Below are 18,402 nucleotides of genomic sequence, written 5' to 3'. Positions count from 1 at the left end.
GATCGAGCGGTTTAAAGTTATTTCATTTTTACACTTATTTCTGATGTACTTTCTGTTCGATTTCTTCAATGCTGGTATGACGCACATCCATACCTTTTGCCATGTAAATCACTTGTTCTGAAATATTACGCGCGTGATCGCCAATACGCTCTAATGAACGCAATACCCACATCACATTAATTACACGTGAAATATGACGCGGATCTTCAATCATATAGGTCATTAAAGTACGTGTCGCAGATTGATATTCACGGTCAATGTCGACATCGGCCATCACCACTTTCAAGGCCTGCTCCACATCTAAACGGGCAAATGCATCCAGAGCATCATGAATCATGACACGCACCTGATTACCAATATGACGTGTTTCCATATAACCACGTGGTGATTCACCTTCTTCACACAAGTTTTGTGCAATACGGGCAATCTTTGCAGCTTCATCACCAATACGTTCTAAATCTGTATTGGCCTTACTCATGGCAATCACCATACGCAAGTCGATCGCAGCAGGATGACGGCGAGCAAGAATCAGGGTTAAACCTTCATCAATATCACGTTCAAACTGGTTAACGGCATTGTCTTTGAATTGAACATCAATGGCTAAATTCGCATCTGTGTCCAATAAAGCATGAATTGAGTTAGCAACTTGTTGCTCCACCAATCCACCCATGGTCATAAACTTGGTATGCACATCTTGCAAGTCTTCATTAAATTGTGAAGAAATATGATGACTTAACACAGGATTGCTTGGGCTCACAGTATGCCTCCACTAGACACATGGAAAATTGATTGGTGATTAGAACATAGAAATGATGAAAGTTTTATGACAATAGCATGGATTTACGCATTGTAAATTGGTGTGAATTGATACAACAAAAATTTTAAAATCTGTTAGTCTAAATACGTCGCTTGACGGAGCGCAGTTAACAAACTGCTGAGATTGTCTTAATCACAGAATTTAAAGGCAAGTACCGTTGAACCTGATCAGGTTAACACCTGCGTAGGAATCAAGCCCAGCAAAAACTTAGCCTTTATTTATCATAGAGATAAATCCGCCATTGTTTTTGGTCGTGCTTGATTCGTTAATGCCATACATAAGGATCATGCCATGAACCAGTTAACGAATCTTTCCCCTGCTGATATTTCTGCTCAACATGAGCAAGACGCTAAAGATTTAACCCGTATCCTACCTGCTTCAAGAAAAGTTTATGTCGAAGGCTCTCGCCCAGACATCCAGGTGCCTTTCCGTGAAATCAGCTTAACAGAAACACCGACAGGTTTAGGCGGTGAACACAACCCACCTGTGATGGTCTATGACACCTCTGGCGTGTATACCGATCCCAATGTAAAAATCGATTTGAATAAAGGTTTGCCACTGGTTCGCCAAGCGTGGATTGATGAACGTCAGGATAGTGACATTCTTTCAGGCCTCAGCTCAGCATTCGGTCAGGCCCGTTTAAAAGATATTCGTACTGCCGACATCCGCTTTGCCCATATTCAAAACCCACGTCGTGCTCAAGCAGGGAAAAATGTCACGCAAATGCACTATGCCAAACAAGGCATAATTACCCCTGAAATGGAATATATCGCTATTCGTGAAAACCAGCGTCAACGTGAAGGCGTCGATATGCGTCAGCATGCTGGGCAAAACTTTGGTGCGCAAAATTTAAAAGAAATTACGCCCGAGTTTGTTCGTCAGGAAGTCGCAGCGGGTCGTGCCATTATCCCAGCCAATATTAATCACCCAGAATGCGAACCGATGATTATTGGTCGTAACTTTTTGGTAAAGATTAATGCCAATATTGGTAACTCGGCCCTCGGCTCATCCATTGATGAAGAAGTGGCGAAAATGACATGGGCAACCCGTTGGGGTGCCGACACGATCATGGACTTATCGACAGGTAAGAACATCCATGAAACCCGTGAATGGATTATCCGCAATTCACCTGTGCCTATCGGTACTGTACCTATCTATCAAGCATTGGAAAAAGTCGATGGTGTGGCTGAAGATTTAACTTGGGAAATCTTTAAAGACACCCTTATTGAACAAGCTGAGCAAGGCGTGGACTATTTCACCATTCATGCAGGGGTATTATTGCGCTACGTACCAATGACAGCGAATCGCCTGACAGGTATCGTGTCTCGTGGTGGTTCAATCATGGCGCAATGGTGCTTGGCGCATCATGAAGAAAACTTCTTATATACTCATTTCGACGAAATTTGCGAAATCATGAAAGCCTATGACGTATCATTTAGCTTAGGCGATGGTCTACGTCCAGGTTGCGTACAAGATGCCAATGATGAAGCACAATTTAGCGAACTTAAAACTTTGGGTGAACTGACCCATCGCGCTTGGGAACATGATGTACAAGTGATGATTGAAGGCCCTGGTCATGTGCCAATGCATATGATTAAGGAAAATATGGATCTACAGCTTGAGGTCTGTAAAGAAGCGCCATTCTATACGCTTGGGCCACTCACAACAGATATCGCGCCAGGCTATGACCATATTACCTCTGCGATTGGCGCAGCGATGATTGGCTGGTATGGCACGGCAATGCTGTGCTATGTGACGCCAAAAGAACACTTGGGCTTACCGAACAAAAAAGACGTTAAAGACGGCATCATCACCTATAAGATTGCAGCCCATGCGGCAGATCTGGCTAAAGGTCATCCAGGTGCGCAAGTTCGTGATAATGCGTTATCAAAAGCGCGTTTTGAATTCCGTTGGGATGATCAGTTCAATTTAAGTCTAGACCCTGATACCGCGCGCAGTATGCATGATGAAACACTTCCAAAAGAAGCGCATAAATCAGCCCACTTCTGCTCAATGTGTGGTCCAAAATTCTGTTCGATGAAAATCACCCAAAATGTGCGAGATTATGCGCAAAATCAACACAATGCCAAGCAGTCAAATGATGCGGAAACAGAAGTTGAAGCAGGTCTCAATGCCATGAAAACCGCTTATCAGGAACATGGTCAAAAATTGTACCACAAAGTGTAAATCGACTAAAAAAAGATTTGCCTGCGAATCATTCTCGGTTAGGATGAGATATGTACAATCTCATCCTGATTGAAGATGAATATTCTTGACCACGCCAGCTATTCAGCCACCGACGTTACGATAGAATCTCGAACACCATTGTTTCGAGGGTTCATTCAAGTTGAGAAAGTGAGCTTAAAACATCGGTTATTTCACCGAAAAGATTACTCGTCCTTGATTCAACGTGAATTAGTTCATCGTCCTGAAGCAGCTGGCGTTTTGCTTTATAGCGATCAGCAACAACGCTTTGCATTGATTGAACAGTTCCGTGTAGGGGCCGTCAATGATCCTGTTTCCCCTTGGCAACTCGAAGTTATTGCGGGTGTACTTGATGGAGATGAGTCTCCAGAAAGCTGTATTCGTCGTGAAAGCTTGGAAGAGTCTGGCTGCGAGATCACTGAATTAAAACATTTATTTAGCTTCTACCCTTCTGCTGGTGCCTGCTCCGAATTTTTCCATTTATATGTTGCAGACGTTCATCTTCCAGAAGATGGGGGTATTTTTGGGATGCCAGATGAAGGTGAAAACATTCAACTTCATTTGTTTGATTATTCCCAATTAGAAGCATTATTTCATAACGGGCGGTTGAGAAACGCACCTGTGATCATGGCATTACAGTGGCTGGCTCAACACATACAACAAAGATAAGAATCTGAAGGGGCTAACGACGGTGACTTTCAAGGTCTCATCATTATCACAGCAAGATTTTGTGATGATACAGATTACCGATACACATTTATTAGAGTATCCCCACCTCGAATTTGTCGGCATGCAACCCGAGCAAAGTTTTCATGCAGTCATCGACATGATGCGCCAGCAACATCCTCATATCGATCTGATCATACACACAGGTGATCTGGCCCAGTCGCCAACACCTTTAACGTATAAACGCTATGTACAACACATGCAAACGCTGGGAATTCCTTTTTTTCATACCCCGGGTAATCATGATGATGTCACGCATTTTCCATTTCATGAGGAAGATCAAACCCAACCGACCGTCGTCGAGTTAGGACAATGGAGCATTATCTTATTGAATAGTGCTCAGCCTCAGCGCATTGATGGAAAAATTAGCGAGATACAGTTACAACGTTTAACCACCTTACTCCATCAATTGCATGATCGTCATGTGATTATTGCCTGCCATCACCACCCTTTTGCAATGCAATCAGCATGGATTGATCAGCACAAATTAAAGAATTCATCTGACCTGCTAGAAACTATTAAACCGTTCTCCAATGTAAAGGCGATCATCTGTGGGCATGTGCATCAGGATTCAATCAATACCTGGCAAGGCATTGAATTTTTATCTACCCCATCGACCTGTATTCAGTTCAAACCTAAAAGCGAGAAATTCGCACTCGATGAAGAGCATCCAGGCTATCGTTTAATCCGCCTGAAAGCCAATGGAGAACTGGAAACTCAGGTCTATCGACTTCCCACTTCACAGCGAATGAGTAGTTCTGAAGTGCTGGGATATGATTAAACTTTTGATTACAAATTACATTGACGAATTCACACAAAATCTGGACGGGAATGACTACCATCTTGTCCAAAAACTCTATATGATGTCGACCCTTGATGGAAAAAACCATCTTAGGTTTCTATAAAAACACTTGCATATCACCATATTTTTTGCGTATAGATAGTACGTGTAAGATGAGGAATGCCCTATATGGCGAATGACAACCAAAATCAAGTCTTGGACGAACAGACAGAAGTGATCGACGATCAAAAATCGGCGAAGCGCGTACGTAAAACCAAACCGAAAGCTTCAGAAGGTGGTACAACTGCGAGCTTATTTGGTATTGCGCCTTATCAGCCGAAGAAAAATGAAGAATATATGTCTGAAGGACAACTTGTGCATTTCCGCCAAATTTTGAACGCATGGAAAGCAGAGTTAATGTCTGAAGTTGATCGTACCTTGAACACCATGCAAGACGAATCAAGCGCACTTCCTGACGTAAATGACCGAGCAACTCAAGAAGAAGAGTTTGCGATTGAACTACGCACACGTGACCGTGAACGCAAACTCATTCGTAAAATTGAACAGTCTATTGAAGCCATTCAAAACGAAGACTATGGTTTCTGTGAAACCTGTGGTATCGAAATTGGCTTACGTCGTCTAGAAGCTCGCCCAACTGCGACTCTCTGTATCGATTGCAAAACTTTGGCTGAAATCAAAGAAAAGCAAAACAACGGTTAAACCATGCTTGAACATACTGCGGAACAGCAAGCAGTTGTTTCGCCAGAATGCTTCCAACAGCAACCAGATTGTTGTAGCTACGTGGGTCGGTTTGCGCCATCGCCAACCGGCCCATTGCATTTTGGCTCACTGCTCACCGCAGTTGCCAGTTATTGTGATGCCAAAGCCAATCAAGGCAAATGGCTAGTCCGTATTGAAGATACCGACATTCCCCGCATTTATCCCAATAGCGAAACACATATCCTCTCCTGTATCGATGCATTTCAGTTTGAACCAGATGCGGAGATTATTTTCCAAAAAGACCGTTTAGATATTTATGAGCAAGTGCTTGAACAACTCAAGCAATCACAAGACATTTACGCTTGCCAATGCACACGGAAAATGTTGGGCTCCAATCACATCTATGCAGGTACCTGTCGCAATCTGAATCTGGATTTTGCCAATCAGGCGATTCGTCTAAAAGTCGCAGATCAATTGATTTGTTTTCAAGACCGTTTACAAGGCCAACAATGTTCTAACTTACAAGATGAGTTAGGCGATTTTGTCTTGAAGCGTCGTGATGGGATTATCAGCTATCAATTGGCGGTGGTGGTCGATGATTATCTACAAGGCATTACCCATGTGGTGCGTGGTGCAGATCTACTCGACAATACTGCTCGACAAATCTGGCTAGGATCTTTACTCAATTATCCCGCCCTAAGTTATATGCATCTCCCTCTGGCCATGAATGATCAGGGCCAAAAGCTGTCTAAACAGAATCTGGCACAAGCCCTTGATATCAGCCAAGCACCCGAACTTCTGCATCAGGCTATTTTAGCTTTGGGACAAGCATCTGTTGAACTGGATCAGCCACGTATCATGCTACAACAGGCCGTACAGCAGTGGGATGTAAATTTGATTCCGCAAGGTATTCATTTAACTGGTACCTATTTATAAGCAATAAAAAGCCCTGCATCATGACAGGGCTTTTTATTTGTTTGAATATCTTAGAAATTCGACTCTTCTTTCACAGGGTTTAACTCTTGTGTCGATGCATCAATTTTCAGGATTAAACTGATCATTGCAGCACACATCATCAATGATGTACCACCATAACTAATGAAGGGTAAGGTCAAACCTTTGGTTGGCATTAACCCCATGTTCATGCCCGCATTTACCAGAATCTGCATCAGGAAAATAATGCTAATCCCGTATGCCAGATAGCCCGCACGCAGATAATTGTGCTGCAAGGCACGATGCCCAATACGAATACAACACGCCAGCATGGTAAATGACAAGATCATCACCACTGACACACCAAAGAAGCCGAATTCTTCTCCTAATACCGCCAACATAAAGTCCGTATGCGCTTCTGGTAAATAAGACAGCTTCTGGACACTATGTCCTAGACCCGTACCAAACCATTCACCACGACCAAAGGCCATCAAGGCATTCGAGAGCTGATAACCGACACCCAATGGATCTGCCCAAGGATTGGTAAATGAGATCAGACGCTGGAAACGGAATGGCTCGAAGATAATCAACGCACTAACACCCGCAAAGATCGCACCCAGCATGATCAGGAACTGGGTCGCTGGTGCGCCTGCCAAGAAGAACACGCCCACCATCATCAGGACAATAACGACTGTTGCACCCAAGTCTGGCTCAGCGACGATAAAGCCCACGGTTAAAGCCATCACACCACTTAAACGTAGCAAGCCTTTCCAGTGTGTACGGACTTCCTTGGCACGGCGTACCACATAATCCGCAGTGAAGATTGCCATGACAATTTTGGCAATCTCGGTTGGCTGTAAGGTAAAGCCACCCACTTTAATCCAGCGATGCGCACCGTTGACTTCGGAACCGACCACCAATACCGCCAAGAGCAGGACAATGGTAATAAGCCATAAAGGGAAAGCATTTTTAAACCAGAGATTCAATGAAACCCGATAGGTTAAAAATGCCACCACCGCAGCAACCACAATCGAAATACCATGACGAATCAAAAAGTAAAAAGGACTCTCATGGATATATTCCGCATATGGCATTGACGCCGATGCAACCATGATTGAACCGAAACATAGCAATGAAATCACACAAAAAATCAGGATATTTCGTGCCGTCATTTCTGCGGGTAGCTTAGGTAAACGATTCAGCAATTGCGAAATCTTCTGTACCGTATTTTGGGCTAAGTCAGCCATAGTTCTGTTCCTAGTTCTTATTTTTCATTCAAGGCATTTACACATGCCACGAATTGATGTCCACGATCATTGTAGCTCTTAAACATATCAAAGCTCGCGCAAGCAGGTGAAAGTAATACCACATCTTCCTCCTGAGTCGCTTTTTGTGCCATTGCAACAGCGTCCTTCAAGCTGGCTGCATGCTGAATCACGGTTGTACCTTGAATTGCCTGCTCAATCACCGCAGCATCTTCACCAATGAGAATCACTGATTTCACATATTTTTGAATCGCATCACGTAATGGTTTGAAATCCTGACCTTTACCTTGACCACCAAGGATCAAAGCCAGTTTGCCATTTTTCACTTCAATTGCAGCACCCAGACCATCAATCGCAGCCAGTGTGGCGCCGACATTGGTTCCTTTCGAATCATTGTAATAACGCACACCATCAATGATTTGAACGTACTCACAACGATGCTCAAGACCTTTAAAATGCTTTAAGGTCTCCAGCATCGAAGCCATAGGTAAACCAATCGCTTCGCCCAACGCCAAACACGCCAACGCATTGGCAACGTTATGCATGCCCTGAATGTACATCTCGGAAGTTTTCAGCAAACGCTCTCTGCCACGTGCCAGCCACATGCTGCCATCTGCATCACGTAACACACCATATTGATTCAAATCAGGTGCATTCAAGCCAAAACTCTGCATCGGTGTCACATCAGGCACCAGAGGACGGCTCAGATTATCATCACGGTTATAAACGACTTTTTTCACACCTTGGAAAATGCGATGTTTAGCCTTGTGATAACCCAGCATATCACCATGACGATCTAGATGATCTTCGCTCATATTCAACACGACAGCAACTTCAGCATTCAAGTGTGATGTCGTTTCAAGCTGAAAGCTCGACAGTTCTAAAATAATTAATTCAGGTTGATCTTTTAATAAATCCAATGCTGGGCGGCCCAGATTTCCACCTACAGCAACTTTCTTGCCCGCATCCTCTGCCATCAATCCAATTAAGGTCGTGACTGTACTTTTCGCATTTGATCCTGTAATCGCAACAATCGGCACTTCTGTGGCACGGCGCAATAACTGAATATCACCGACGACTGGAATGCCTTTTTCAATCGCTTGTTGAATTTCTGGAAGTTGAGGTGCCAGCCCCGGACTGAGAATAATTTCTTCTGCTTGTAATAAAAGATCCGTGTCCAGTTGACCAAAACTGGTACGCACACCTGCTGGAATCTGGTCATGTCCTGGCGGGGTTGCGCGCGAGTCTGTTACTGCAACTTGGTAGCCCTGTTCATGTAAAAAATTTACCGCGGATACACCGGAAATTCCCAAGCCAGCTACAACTTTTAATCCACCGCGCTGTATTAACATTTTTGCCCCATTTTTTGCAGATCACAGAATGGCAAAAATGTTAGCACTTTACTGTTTTAAATGCTTTTTCAGTTTTGGTTTTATTCAATCTTTTTTGTGTCAGTGCGTAAAAGCTTGAACAGGTATAAAAAGACTAATCTCCAATAAAGTTAAGATCACAGCACCGAGCCAATCTATAGATTTAAATGCATATTGCTTAAATTTAAGTTCAATCAATTCGGGTCTTAGCCATAGGTAAATCAAGATTAAATATGAAATAAGCCAAGAGAGGGTTTCTTTATAAATATTCAGATCTTTAGACAATGTAGAAAGATAAAGGAAGGTCATCACTAGGATAAAGCCCAATAGAATCAATTGATGTTTAGAGTTTAACGATTGTTTTTTACTCATCGGAGTCTGATTCATTTTTCTTGTTCCAAAAAAATACCCATCTTACGATGGGCATTTTGAGTTTTATCAACGCCATTTCACCGTTTGGACAGATTCCGTTTTTTTGCTTTCAGACTCATCGGTTGAACAGCCACAGCTTCCACCACAACCAGCAACCATTTTAGGTTTTAACCATACCGCCAAACGCTGCCAACCCAAACGCTGACATGCATTCGATAAGGCTAAAAATGCTGAACCCGCTGTTTGAGGAAATACCTTCTTAAAGACCACAACAGCACTCCACAGCACCAATACAGCAACAATCAAGTACTCAAACATAAGCGTCTCTCCAGTGATTCCCTCCCTTTTTCAAGGGAGGTTGGGTAGGATTTCTTAACCCCAGATGCGCGATGCAATCTGGTAGGTGAAGAAAGACATTAAATACGCCAGACCAAACAGGTAGGCAGTCATTATCGATACATGTTTCCATGAACCTGTTTCACGGCGTACAGTTGCCAAGGTCGCTAAACAATGTGGGGCATAAATGAACCACACCAATAAAGACAACCCTGTTGCCAATGACCAGCCAGAACCATCAGCACTGATTAAATGTGAAAGACCTTGCGCAATTGCATCATCATCCGCACCCGATAATGCATAAACCGTACCCAAAGCCGCAACCACAACTTCACGCGCAGCCATTGCAGGTATCAACGCAACCACGATCTGCCAGTTAAAACCAACAGGCGCAAAGATTGGCTGGAGCAAATGACCCAACATCCCTGCAAAACTATAATCGATGTCAGGTAAAGTTGCCCCTTCTGGTGCTTGCGGGAAAGTACATAAGAACCAAAGTAAAATCGATAGGGCAAAGATAATGCCACCCACACGTTTTAAGAAGATCTTACCGCGATCCAGCAAGCCAATCCCAACACTTCTAATATCTGGAATACGGTAGCTCGGTAATTCAAGTAAAAGCGCATGTTGTGATTTATCTTTTTGCAAAAATTTCATCACGATTGCCACACAGAGCGCACTAACAATACCAGACATGTACAAGCCGAATAATACGAGTCCTTGCAGGTTGAAAATACCCCATACCGTTTGACTTGGAATAAAAGCAGCAATCAATAACGCATAAACAGGCAAGCGTGCAGAACAGGTCATCAATGGTGCAACCATAATCGTGGTAAAACGATCACGTGGATCACTGATACTACGAGTGGCCATGATGCCAGGTACCGCACAGGCAAAGCTTGAAAGTAATGGAATAAAGGCACGACCACTTAGGCCTGCTTTAAACATCAATTTATCAAGTAAAAACGCTGCACGAGGTAAATAACCAGATTCTTCTAAAACCAAAATAAAGAAGAATAAAATCAAGATTTGTGGCAAGAACACAACCACACTACCCGCACCCGCAATAATCCCGTCAACCACCAAACTATGTAGCAAAGGCTGAGAGATATGCTCGCCTAATGCTTCACCGAACCATGCAAAGAATTCTTCAATCCCATCCATAAACGGCGCCGCCCAGGCAAACACGGCCTGGAAGACGATAAACATCATGATTGCAAGGCTAAGTAACCCGAGAACAGGATGTAAGAAAATTTTGTCGAGGAAATCAGTACGTTTGTCTTCCTGATCAACAAAGTTCACCACATCTTTGAAAATAACTTCAATTTTCTGATGGTGAGTCCCTGTTAAACCACTCAGCTCAGTCTGCGGAACAGAATATTTTTCCTGATCCAAGGCATGCAGCAGGTTTTCGATACCTGAGTTACGCACCGCGACAGTTTCAACAACAGGAACACCTAAACGCTCAGAAAGCTTTTGTGTATTGATCTGGATACCACGACGACGCGCCTCATCCATCATGTTTAACACAACGAGAATCGGACGACCCAACTCAATCACTTCAAGCACGAGACCCAAATGCAGTTTTAAGTTCGTCGCATCTACCACACACAAGAAAGCATCTTGCTGACCTTCTTCAGCAATCTTGCCCTGACAAACATCACGGGTAATTTCTTCATCTGGACTCGTAGCTTGTAAACTATAGGTCCCGGGCAAATCCAGCACACGCACGGACTTTCCAGAAGGAAGCTGAAAATGTCCAACTTTACGTTCAACCGTCACACCCGCATAGTTGGCAACTTTTTGGCGTGTTCCAGTTAAATGGTTAAATAAAGATGTCTTACCGCAGTTTGGATTTCCCACAAGGGCAACACGTAACGCATCACTCATGCAGGTGCTCCTTCAAGTTGAATTTCAATTTTATCAGCTTCCGCTTTTCGTAACGCAAAACGCGTAAAACCGAGCTGGATTAGAATCGGATCACCACCAAAAATACCTTTGGTAATCACTTGCACTTGTGTACCAGGCACAAAGCCTAAACTTTCTAAACGAACCGCAACTAAATCTGGCTGTTCTGTCTCATCGACCAAACGATTCACTTTCGTGATCACCGCTACTTGCTTGACTTTTAATGCTGACAATCGCACCGCTCTGACCCTTTACTCTCTTTATTATAGTATACAAGCAAATGAGAATAATTACCAAAAACAATCTCAATGGCATTTACGCTTTTGACAGATCGACAACAATTCATTTTTCTTTTACAGTGCAAAACAAGAAAGTTCAGTAACTCCATTATGTTAAATAAAAAACCGCGAATTCCTGCAGCCGTTAATATTCCAGAACATCTCGGATTTTTACAGGGCTTTCGTGATTATTTGGTTGCTCAAACGGTGAGCCCGCATACCCGTAATGCTTATTTATCTGACCTGATCCAATGTAGTGAATTACATCAAAAAATAGCCTTACCAGAATGGTCGAGTGACGATATTGCAGATGTGCTGATTGCCCTGACCAAAGCTGGTAAAAGCCCCCGCTCAATTGCACGCTGCCTTTCTGCCTTGAGACAATTTTATAAATTTTTACGAGAACAAAAACTCAGGGATGATAATCCCGTTGCCACACATCATTCTCCTAAAATTGGTCGGGCCTTACCCAAAGATTTGTCGGAGCAAGATGTTGAAGCCTTAATTAATGCACCTGATACCAACACTGCACTCGGTCTACGCGATCGTGCCATGTTCGAAGTGCTGTATGCCTGTGGATTGCGTGTATCAGAATTGCTCAACCTGAAACTTGAACTGATCAATTTAAAACAAGGCTACTTACGAATTACAGGTAAAGGGAATAAAGAACGTCTGGTTCCTCTGGGTCAATTTGCCTGTGACTGGATTGAAAAATATTTGGTGGAATCACGCCCGCAACTGTATAAAAGCAGTACCGATTATTTATTTCTGACTCAACACGGCGGCATCATGAGTCGTCAGAATTTTTGGTATGCGATTAAACGCTATGCCTTACAGGCCAATATTCAAGCCGAGTTATCACCACACACCTTACGCCATGCCTTTGCAACTCATTTACTCAATCACGGGGCAGATTTACGTGTGGTACAGATGTTACTGGGTCATAGCGATCTTTCCACCACGCAAATTTATACCCATGTGGCGCAGCACCGTATGCAAGAGTTACATGGTAAATACCATCCACGGGGTTAAAACGACCTTCTGTCTTGGATTAGGTTAAAACTTGATTCCGTTCACACAGCATCAGCAAGATTTAACGAAGTGATTCATTTTTTTTGTTATGCTAAAGCCCTTAAATACGTACAAAAAGGTTCTATATGTTGTTTACTCGGTCTCAGCTTGTAATTGCTTGTACATTAGCATCAACATTATTAGTCAGTGCTTGCTCAAAAGAAAATTCAGCACAAAAACAAGATGCACTCACAGCAAGTGCACCTGCGACAGGTGAAGCTTCAACCTTAAATGAACGCAATGCACAGCAGCGTTTAGTTTCTATATTAGAAAAACATTTCAAGACAGCCAACATCAATGCCAAAATTCTTGCTGTCAAAAAAACTGAAGTACCGAACCTGTTCTGGGTAAGTCTGGAAGGGATGGGTTCAGTCTATGCTACCGCTGATGGCCAGTACATTATTCAAGGTGATGTGGTGCGTTTAGGTGACAAACAACTGCATAATGTGAGCGATGCATTACAAGCAACAGAAAATAAAAAGCATTTAGCTTCACTCAAAACTGAAGACTTGATCGTTTACCCGGCACAAGGGGGTAAAGCCAAGCATGTGATTTATGTGTTCACCGATTCAAGCTGCCCGTATTGCCATAAACTGCATGAACACTTGGCTGAAATTAATGCCAAAGGAATTGAAGTGCGTTATATCGCATGGCCACGTGGTGAACAATTCATGCCAACCATGCAGGCCATCTGGTGTAGCAAAGATCGTAAGGCTGCATTTGAGCAAGCGACTCAAGGTGTAGCTGTAAATGCCACAGAATGTAAGAATCCAGTCCGTGATCAATACCAATTGGGTCTGAACATGGGCGTAAATGGCACACCAGCGATTTATAACGTTGAAGGTGAATATTTAGGTGGCTACATGACACCTGAAGAAATTGTTCAACGCTTAAACAAATAAGCTAAAAATCCTTTTCAAAATCACAAAGACTCGGGCGACAGATTAAAGATGATCTTAGCCCTAGTGTCTCTGCATTTTTTTAGCTATGATCAAGCTTCATTAAAATGATTGAATATAATGGAGTGTGACGTGAAACCAGTTCGTCTGGCGATACTCGGTCTTGGTACTGTAGGTGGTGGAGCCCTTAAATTACTACAAGAAAATGCTGCGGAAATTAAACGCCGTACCGGTCGAGAAATTCAAATTACACACGTAGGCACACGCCGTCCACGTCCAGATTTACAACTCGAAGGGATCAAACAAAGTGATGACTTGATGGAGATCGTACGTCAACCTGATGTTGATGTAGTGGTCGAAGTCATGGGTGGTATTCATCCTGCTTATGAAGTCATCATGGAAGCCATTAAACATGGCAAACAGGTCGTGACAGCCAACAAAGCGTTACTTGCTGAACATGGTAATGAGCTATTTAAGGCAGCAGAAGACAACGCTGTGCAGATTGCTTATGAAGCAGCAGTTGCTGGCGGTATCCCGATTATTAAAGTCATCCGTGAAGGCCTTGCAGCCAACCATATCGAATGGCTTGCTGGCATCATTAACGGTACAGGCAACTTCATTCTGACTGAAATGCGTGAAAAAGGTCGTGCTTTTGAAGATGTGTTAAAAGAAGCGCAAGAACTTGGTTATGCTGAAGCTGATCCAACCTTTGATGTTGAAGGCATTGATGCGGCACACAAACTCACCATTTTGGCTTCATGTGCATTTGGTATTCCTTTACAGTTCAATAAGGTTTATACCGAAGGCATCAGCAAAATCACCGCTCAAGATGTGAAATATGCAGAAGAACTTGGTTTCCGTATCAAACACTTAGGGATTGCACGTCGCGCTGACAAAGGTATTGAGCTACGTGTACACCCAACCTTGATCCCTGCGGAAGAATTGATTGCCAATGTCAATGGCGTGAAAAATGCTGTCTTGGTTCAAGCCAATGCCGTTGGTCCAACACTTTATTATGGTGCTGGCGCAGGTGCTGGCCCGACCGCCTCTGCTGTCGTTGCTGACGTGATTGATATCGTACGTGATATTTCGTATACCGAAGATGGCGCCGGAACAATTCCTCAACTTGCCTTTGAAGCACTCACCAATGTGCCAATCCTCAGTCGTGAAGAAATGACCACGGGTTATTACATTCGCCTGAATGCTGAAGACCAAACGGGTGTATTGGCAGATGTGACCACTATTCTTAGCCGTGCAGGCATCAGTATTGATGCCATCATGCAGCAATCACGCTTAAAAGACCTGATTCCAATCGTGATTTTAACAGATCCGATCGTTGAATCTAAAATGGACGAAGCGCTTGCACAAATTCAAGCATTACCTGCAATTCGTGGCGAAATCGTGAGAATTCGTTTAGAATCGCTCGATAGTTAATCAGTTTAAATCCCCTCACCCTTTCTTCACTCAAGAATGGAACTGCTCTCTTTTGAAAGGGAGCTTGTTGAGCGGGATTTTTTCTCTACCTTATATTGGAACACCATCATGTCGAATGCCAATCGTTATACTGGTCTTGTAGATCGTTATCGTGACCGTTTACCTGTGTCTGCAACTACACGCGCAATTTCTTTAGGTGAAGGTAATACTCCACTGATTAAACTAGAGAACATTCCACGTATTATTGGCAAAAACGTCGAAATCTATGTGAAGTACGAAGGTCTGAACCCAACTGGTTCTTTTAAAGACCGTGGTATGACCATGGCGGTGACCAAAGCAGTTGAAGAAGGCTCTAAAGCGATTATCTGCGCATCTACAGGTAATACTTCAGCAGCAGCGGCAGCCTATGCAGCTCGTGCAGGTATCAAAGCATTCGTCTTGATCCCGGAAGGCAAAATTGCGATGGGTAAAATGGCGCAGGCAATGATGTACGGCGCGATCACCATGCAAATCCGTGGTAACTTCGACGATGGTATGCGTTTGGTCAAAGAAGTTGCTGATCAGGCACCTGTAACGATTGTAAACTCGATCAACCCGTATCGTTTGCAAGGTCAAAAAACCATTGCTTATGAAATCGTAGAAGCATTGGGTCGTGCACCTGATTATCACTGCTTGCCTGTCGGTAACGCGGGTAACATCACAGCACACTGGATGGGTTATACCGAAGCTGTAGCAAACCAACCTGCGGATCAATTCGAACAAGTCATTTATGATGCGGCTACAGATCAGTTCACAGGTCCTAAACCAGAAGGCCTACCAACCATGGTTGGTTACCAAGCTTCTGGCGCTGCGCCATTCTTACGTGGTGCGCCTGTTGAAAACCCTGAAACAGTTGCAACTGCAATCCGTATCGGTAATCCACAAAGCTGGAACCATGCTAAAGCAGTAGTACGTGACTCTAAAGGCTGGTTCGATGAGCTTCAAGACAGCGAAATCTTGGAAGCACAGCGTTTACTTTCAATGTACGAAGGCGTATTTGTAGAACCTGCTTCTGCCGCTTCAATTGGCGGTGCAATCCGTGACATCAAGGCAGGTAAAATTGCTGAAGGCTCTGTGATTGTATGTACCGTGACAGGTAACGGCTTAAAAGATCCAGATACTGCAATCAAGCAATGTGCTGATGCAGTGATGTTGTCAATTGATGCAACAATGGATCAGGTTAAAGACTCGATTCTTTCAAATATGTAAGAATAAATTCTGAAATAAAAAAACCAGTTGCAGGCAACTGGTTTTTTTATGCATTCATATAAGATAAGTAAATTTTAACGATAAAAAAACGCTTCATCATGAAGCGTTTTTTTACATCAAGCGGGATTAAACACGTTTTGGCAAAGTGCTTAACCAGCTTAATAAATTGGTTGCATCACTATTACGTGCTTGCGAACTTGGCGCACCCAATAACACCACAACCGCTGGACGTGAATTCACAGTCGTATGCATTACGACACAACGACCAGCTTCATTGATATAACCTGTTTTTGACAGGTTAATGTTCCAGCCGCCGTTACGGACTAAAGCATTAGTATTGTTTGACTTAAGTACACGGTAGCCTAGATTAAAGTCATAGGTTGGTGTAGTTGAGAATTGACGGATAAGACCGTATTGTGAAGCAGTACTAACTAAAATTCCTAAATCACGTGCAGAAGAGACATTATGTGGATCAAGTCCTGTTGACTCAGCATAACGTGTCGAAGTCATGCCCAATTGCCTCGCTTTGGCATTCATCGCTGCAATAAATGCAGGACGACCACCTGGATAAGTACGTGCTAATGCAGCTGCCGCTGGATTTTCAGACTTCATCAAGGCAAACAACAATGCTTCTGCGCGATTCATCTTATCGCCAGCACGTAAAGTTGAGCTTGAGTTTTTACCACCCGCACCCGCAAAGTCAATTGACTCAAGGGTAATTTCTTCTGACATGTTTAAGCGCGCATCAGCAGTCACTACGGCCGTCATTAATTTGGTAATTGAAGCAATCGGAACCGACATGTTACTGTTTTTGCTGTACAACACCTCACCTGTTTGTGCATCCATGACCAGAGCAGCACGTGCATTCACTGACGGCTGGCTGCTATAGCCAAACGTATCGCGAATCTGTGTCGACTGCTGAGGTGCACTTGATGTAATTGATGCTGAACCACTGTTACGCACTGTTGTGGTCACAGAGGTTGAACCTTGAGGGCCAATCTCTAAGGGTTCATCATCTTCCATTAACTGGCTCGCATCACTTGCAGACCAGTTTAATGTTGCTGAACCACTCGCACGCGAAGAAGCTGGATTGTTATTCACAACCAGTTCAGCAAAACTTGTTGAACTCCACGCCAACAAGATAGACATGCTTAGAACATGCATGATAGATTTTTTAGAATTTTTCACGACACAATACTCAACTCAGGACGCTGCACATTTGCGCTTACCACCATTATGCCTTACATTTGAACAAATCGGGTAAAGCTTTTGTAGACACAATTGTGTACAACTATTCGCTAGAAACGAAGAATAGGATTGCTAATTTTGTCGTTTCATTGCAAGCTAATTTTGCTTTATGTAACAAAAAACCAGTGTTTTTGAAAAAAGGAGGTCTTCTTGATCACTGTTCTCGTTGTTGATGATCATGAACTCGTGCGCACAGGGATTTGCCGTATGCTAGAAGACCACCCCGATGTTGAGGTGATCGGACAAGCTGAGTCTGGAGAAGAAGCGATTGCGCTGGTTCGCCAGAAACATCCCCAAGTGGTATTGCTAGACGTGAATATGCCTGGCATTGGTGGAGTTGAGACAACGCGACGTTTATTGCAGAGTGCACCTGAAACCAAGGTCATTGCTGTCAGCGGTCTGGCGGAAGAGCCCTACCCATCCCTTTTACTCAAAGCAGGTGCAAAAGGCTATATCACCAAAGGTGCGCCAATTTCCGAAATGGTTCGTGCGATTAATAAAGTCATGCAAGGCGGCAAGTATTTCAGTGCAGATATTGCCGAGCAATTGGCCAGTTCCTATCTTTCTGATACTCAGCAATCCCCTTTTGATGCATTGTCAGAACGTGAAATGCAGGTGGCAATGATGGTGGTCAACTGTATCAGCGCACAGGAAATTGCAGATAAATTATTTGTCAGCGTGAAGACCGTAAATACTTATCGCTATCGTATTTTTGAAAAACTGGCGATTGATAGTGATGTCAAACTGACGCATCTTGCGATACGCTATGGACTGATTAAACCTTAAAATTC

At 43.5% G+C, this 18,402-nt stretch carries 18 protein-coding genes and 1 riboswitch; of the genes, 10 read left to right on the top strand and 8 right to left on the bottom strand.

The window, feature by feature from the left end; translation table 11 throughout:
• Positions 1 to 34 precede the first annotated feature (34 nt).
• Entirely contained in the window at positions 35 to 757 is a 723-nt protein-coding gene (phoU, locus tag A9Z07_RS09365) for a phosphate signaling complex protein PhoU (RefSeq protein ID WP_004773981.1), read from the bottom strand.
• 146 nt (positions 758 to 903) lie between these two features.
• A riboswitch (TPP riboswitch) is annotated at positions 904 to 1,024 on the top strand.
• An 84-nt stretch (positions 1,025 to 1,108) separates the two neighbouring features.
• Here phoU and thiC point away from each other — a divergent pair.
• The 5 genes from thiC (at position 1,109) to gluQRS (ending at position 6,185) form a co-directional block, all read left to right on the top strand.
• Entirely contained in the window at positions 1,109 to 3,004 is a 1,896-nt protein-coding gene (gene thiC, locus A9Z07_RS09360; RefSeq protein WP_047431871.1) for a phosphomethylpyrimidine synthase ThiC, read from the top strand.
• 75 nt (positions 3,005 to 3,079) lie between these two features.
• Positions 3,080 to 3,691, top strand: a complete 612-nt coding sequence (locus tag A9Z07_RS09355; RefSeq protein ID WP_004773979.1) for an NUDIX domain-containing protein — start codon at positions 3,080 to 3,082, stop codon at positions 3,689 to 3,691.
• Between the two features lie 22 nt (positions 3,692 to 3,713).
• Positions 3,714 to 4,529, top strand: coding sequence for a 3',5'-cyclic-AMP phosphodiesterase (cpdA, locus tag A9Z07_RS09350; protein WP_069578128.1), 816 nt, complete (start codon positions 3,714 to 3,716; stop codon positions 4,527 to 4,529).
• Between the two features lie 189 nt (positions 4,530 to 4,718).
• Positions 4,719 to 5,249 (top strand): RNA polymerase-binding protein DksA, encoded by a 531-nt coding sequence (gene dksA / locus A9Z07_RS09345; RefSeq protein ID WP_004773977.1) that lies wholly within the window; start codon positions 4,719 to 4,721, stop codon positions 5,247 to 5,249.
• Positions 5,250 to 5,252: 3 nt separating this feature from the next.
• A complete protein-coding gene (gluQRS, locus tag A9Z07_RS09340; protein WP_081406423.1) occupies positions 5,253 to 6,185 on the top strand; it encodes a tRNA glutamyl-Q(34) synthetase GluQRS in 933 nt (310 codons plus the stop codon).
• A 50-nt stretch (positions 6,186 to 6,235) separates the two neighbouring features.
• Here gluQRS and ftsW read toward each other — a convergent pair whose 3' ends face one another.
• From ftsW to A9Z07_RS09310, 6 genes are all read right to left on the bottom strand, one after another.
• Positions 6,236 to 7,429 (bottom strand): putative lipid II flippase FtsW, encoded by a 1,194-nt coding sequence (gene ftsW, locus A9Z07_RS09335; protein WP_004773975.1) that lies wholly within the window; start codon positions 7,427 to 7,429, stop codon positions 6,236 to 6,238.
• Positions 7,430 to 7,446: 17 nt separating this feature from the next.
• Positions 7,447 to 8,799 (bottom strand): UDP-N-acetylmuramoyl-L-alanine--D-glutamate ligase, encoded by a 1,353-nt coding sequence (murD, locus tag A9Z07_RS09330; protein WP_069578124.1) that lies wholly within the window; start codon positions 8,797 to 8,799, stop codon positions 7,447 to 7,449.
• Positions 8,800 to 8,898: 99 nt separating this feature from the next.
• On the bottom strand, positions 8,899 to 9,204 hold the full coding sequence (locus tag A9Z07_RS18050; protein WP_069578122.1) for a hypothetical protein: 306 nt from the start codon (positions 9,202 to 9,204) through the stop codon (positions 8,899 to 8,901).
• Positions 9,205 to 9,255: 51 nt separating this feature from the next.
• On the bottom strand, positions 9,256 to 9,507 hold the full coding sequence (locus tag A9Z07_RS09320) for a DUF6587 family protein (RefSeq protein ID WP_069578120.1): 252 nt from the start codon (positions 9,505 to 9,507) through the stop codon (positions 9,256 to 9,258).
• 54 nt (positions 9,508 to 9,561) lie between these two features.
• On the bottom strand, positions 9,562 to 11,415 hold the full coding sequence (gene feoB, locus A9Z07_RS09315) for a ferrous iron transporter B (RefSeq protein ID WP_062847107.1): 1,854 nt from the start codon (positions 11,413 to 11,415) through the stop codon (positions 9,562 to 9,564).
• Positions 11,412 to 11,672 carry a FeoA family protein gene (locus A9Z07_RS09310; protein ID WP_004773968.1) on the bottom strand — a complete coding sequence of 87 codons (261 nt, stop codon included), beginning with the start codon at positions 11,670 to 11,672 and terminating at the stop codon, positions 11,412 to 11,414. Before A9Z07_RS09310 ends, feoB begins: the two co-directional genes overlap by 4 nt.
• Before the next feature lie 150 nt (positions 11,673 to 11,822).
• Here A9Z07_RS09310 and xerD point away from each other — a divergent pair, with 150 nt between their 5' ends.
• The 4 genes from xerD to thrC all read left to right on the top strand — a co-directional run bounded on the left by xerD (position 11,823) and on the right by thrC (position 16,363).
• Positions 11,823 to 12,743: a site-specific tyrosine recombinase XerD gene (gene xerD / locus A9Z07_RS09305; protein WP_062847108.1), complete on the top strand. Its 921-nt coding sequence runs from the start codon at positions 11,823 to 11,825 to the stop codon at positions 12,741 to 12,743.
• A gap of 125 nt (positions 12,744 to 12,868) precedes the next feature.
• Positions 12,869 to 13,684, top strand: a complete 816-nt coding sequence (locus tag A9Z07_RS09300; protein ID WP_069578119.1) for a DsbC family protein — start codon at positions 12,869 to 12,871, stop codon at positions 13,682 to 13,684.
• Positions 13,685 to 13,813: 129 nt separating this feature from the next.
• The gene (locus A9Z07_RS09295; protein ID WP_004773963.1) at positions 13,814 to 15,115 is read left to right on the top strand and encodes a homoserine dehydrogenase; all 1,302 of its coding nucleotides are present in this window, start codon (positions 13,814 to 13,816) and stop codon (positions 15,113 to 15,115) included.
• A 108-nt stretch (positions 15,116 to 15,223) separates the two neighbouring features.
• Positions 15,224 to 16,363, top strand: a complete 1,140-nt coding sequence (gene thrC, locus A9Z07_RS09290) for a threonine synthase (protein ID WP_004656353.1) — start codon at positions 15,224 to 15,226, stop codon at positions 16,361 to 16,363.
• 126 nt (positions 16,364 to 16,489) lie between these two features.
• Here thrC and pbpG read toward each other — a convergent pair whose 3' ends face one another.
• Positions 16,490 to 17,551: a D-alanyl-D-alanine endopeptidase PBP7/8 gene (pbpG, locus tag A9Z07_RS09285; protein WP_123773889.1), complete on the bottom strand. Its 1,062-nt coding sequence runs from the start codon at positions 17,549 to 17,551 to the stop codon at positions 16,490 to 16,492.
• Between the two features lie 210 nt (positions 17,552 to 17,761).
• Here pbpG and A9Z07_RS09280 point away from each other — a divergent pair, with 210 nt between their 5' ends.
• The gene (locus tag A9Z07_RS09280) at positions 17,762 to 18,397 is read left to right on the top strand and encodes a response regulator (protein ID WP_004773961.1); all 636 of its coding nucleotides are present in this window, start codon (positions 17,762 to 17,764) and stop codon (positions 18,395 to 18,397) included.
• The last annotated feature ends 5 nt before the right edge of the window (positions 18,398 to 18,402 follow it).

The sequence above is a fragment of the Acinetobacter sp. YK3 genome (assembly GCF_001729365.1).
In the GTDB taxonomy this organism is placed as follows: domain Bacteria; phylum Pseudomonadota; class Gammaproteobacteria; order Pseudomonadales; family Moraxellaceae; genus Acinetobacter; species Acinetobacter vivianii.
The sequence above is the reverse complement of the archived record's forward strand: the minus strand, read 5'-3'. Positions and strand labels throughout refer to the sequence as shown.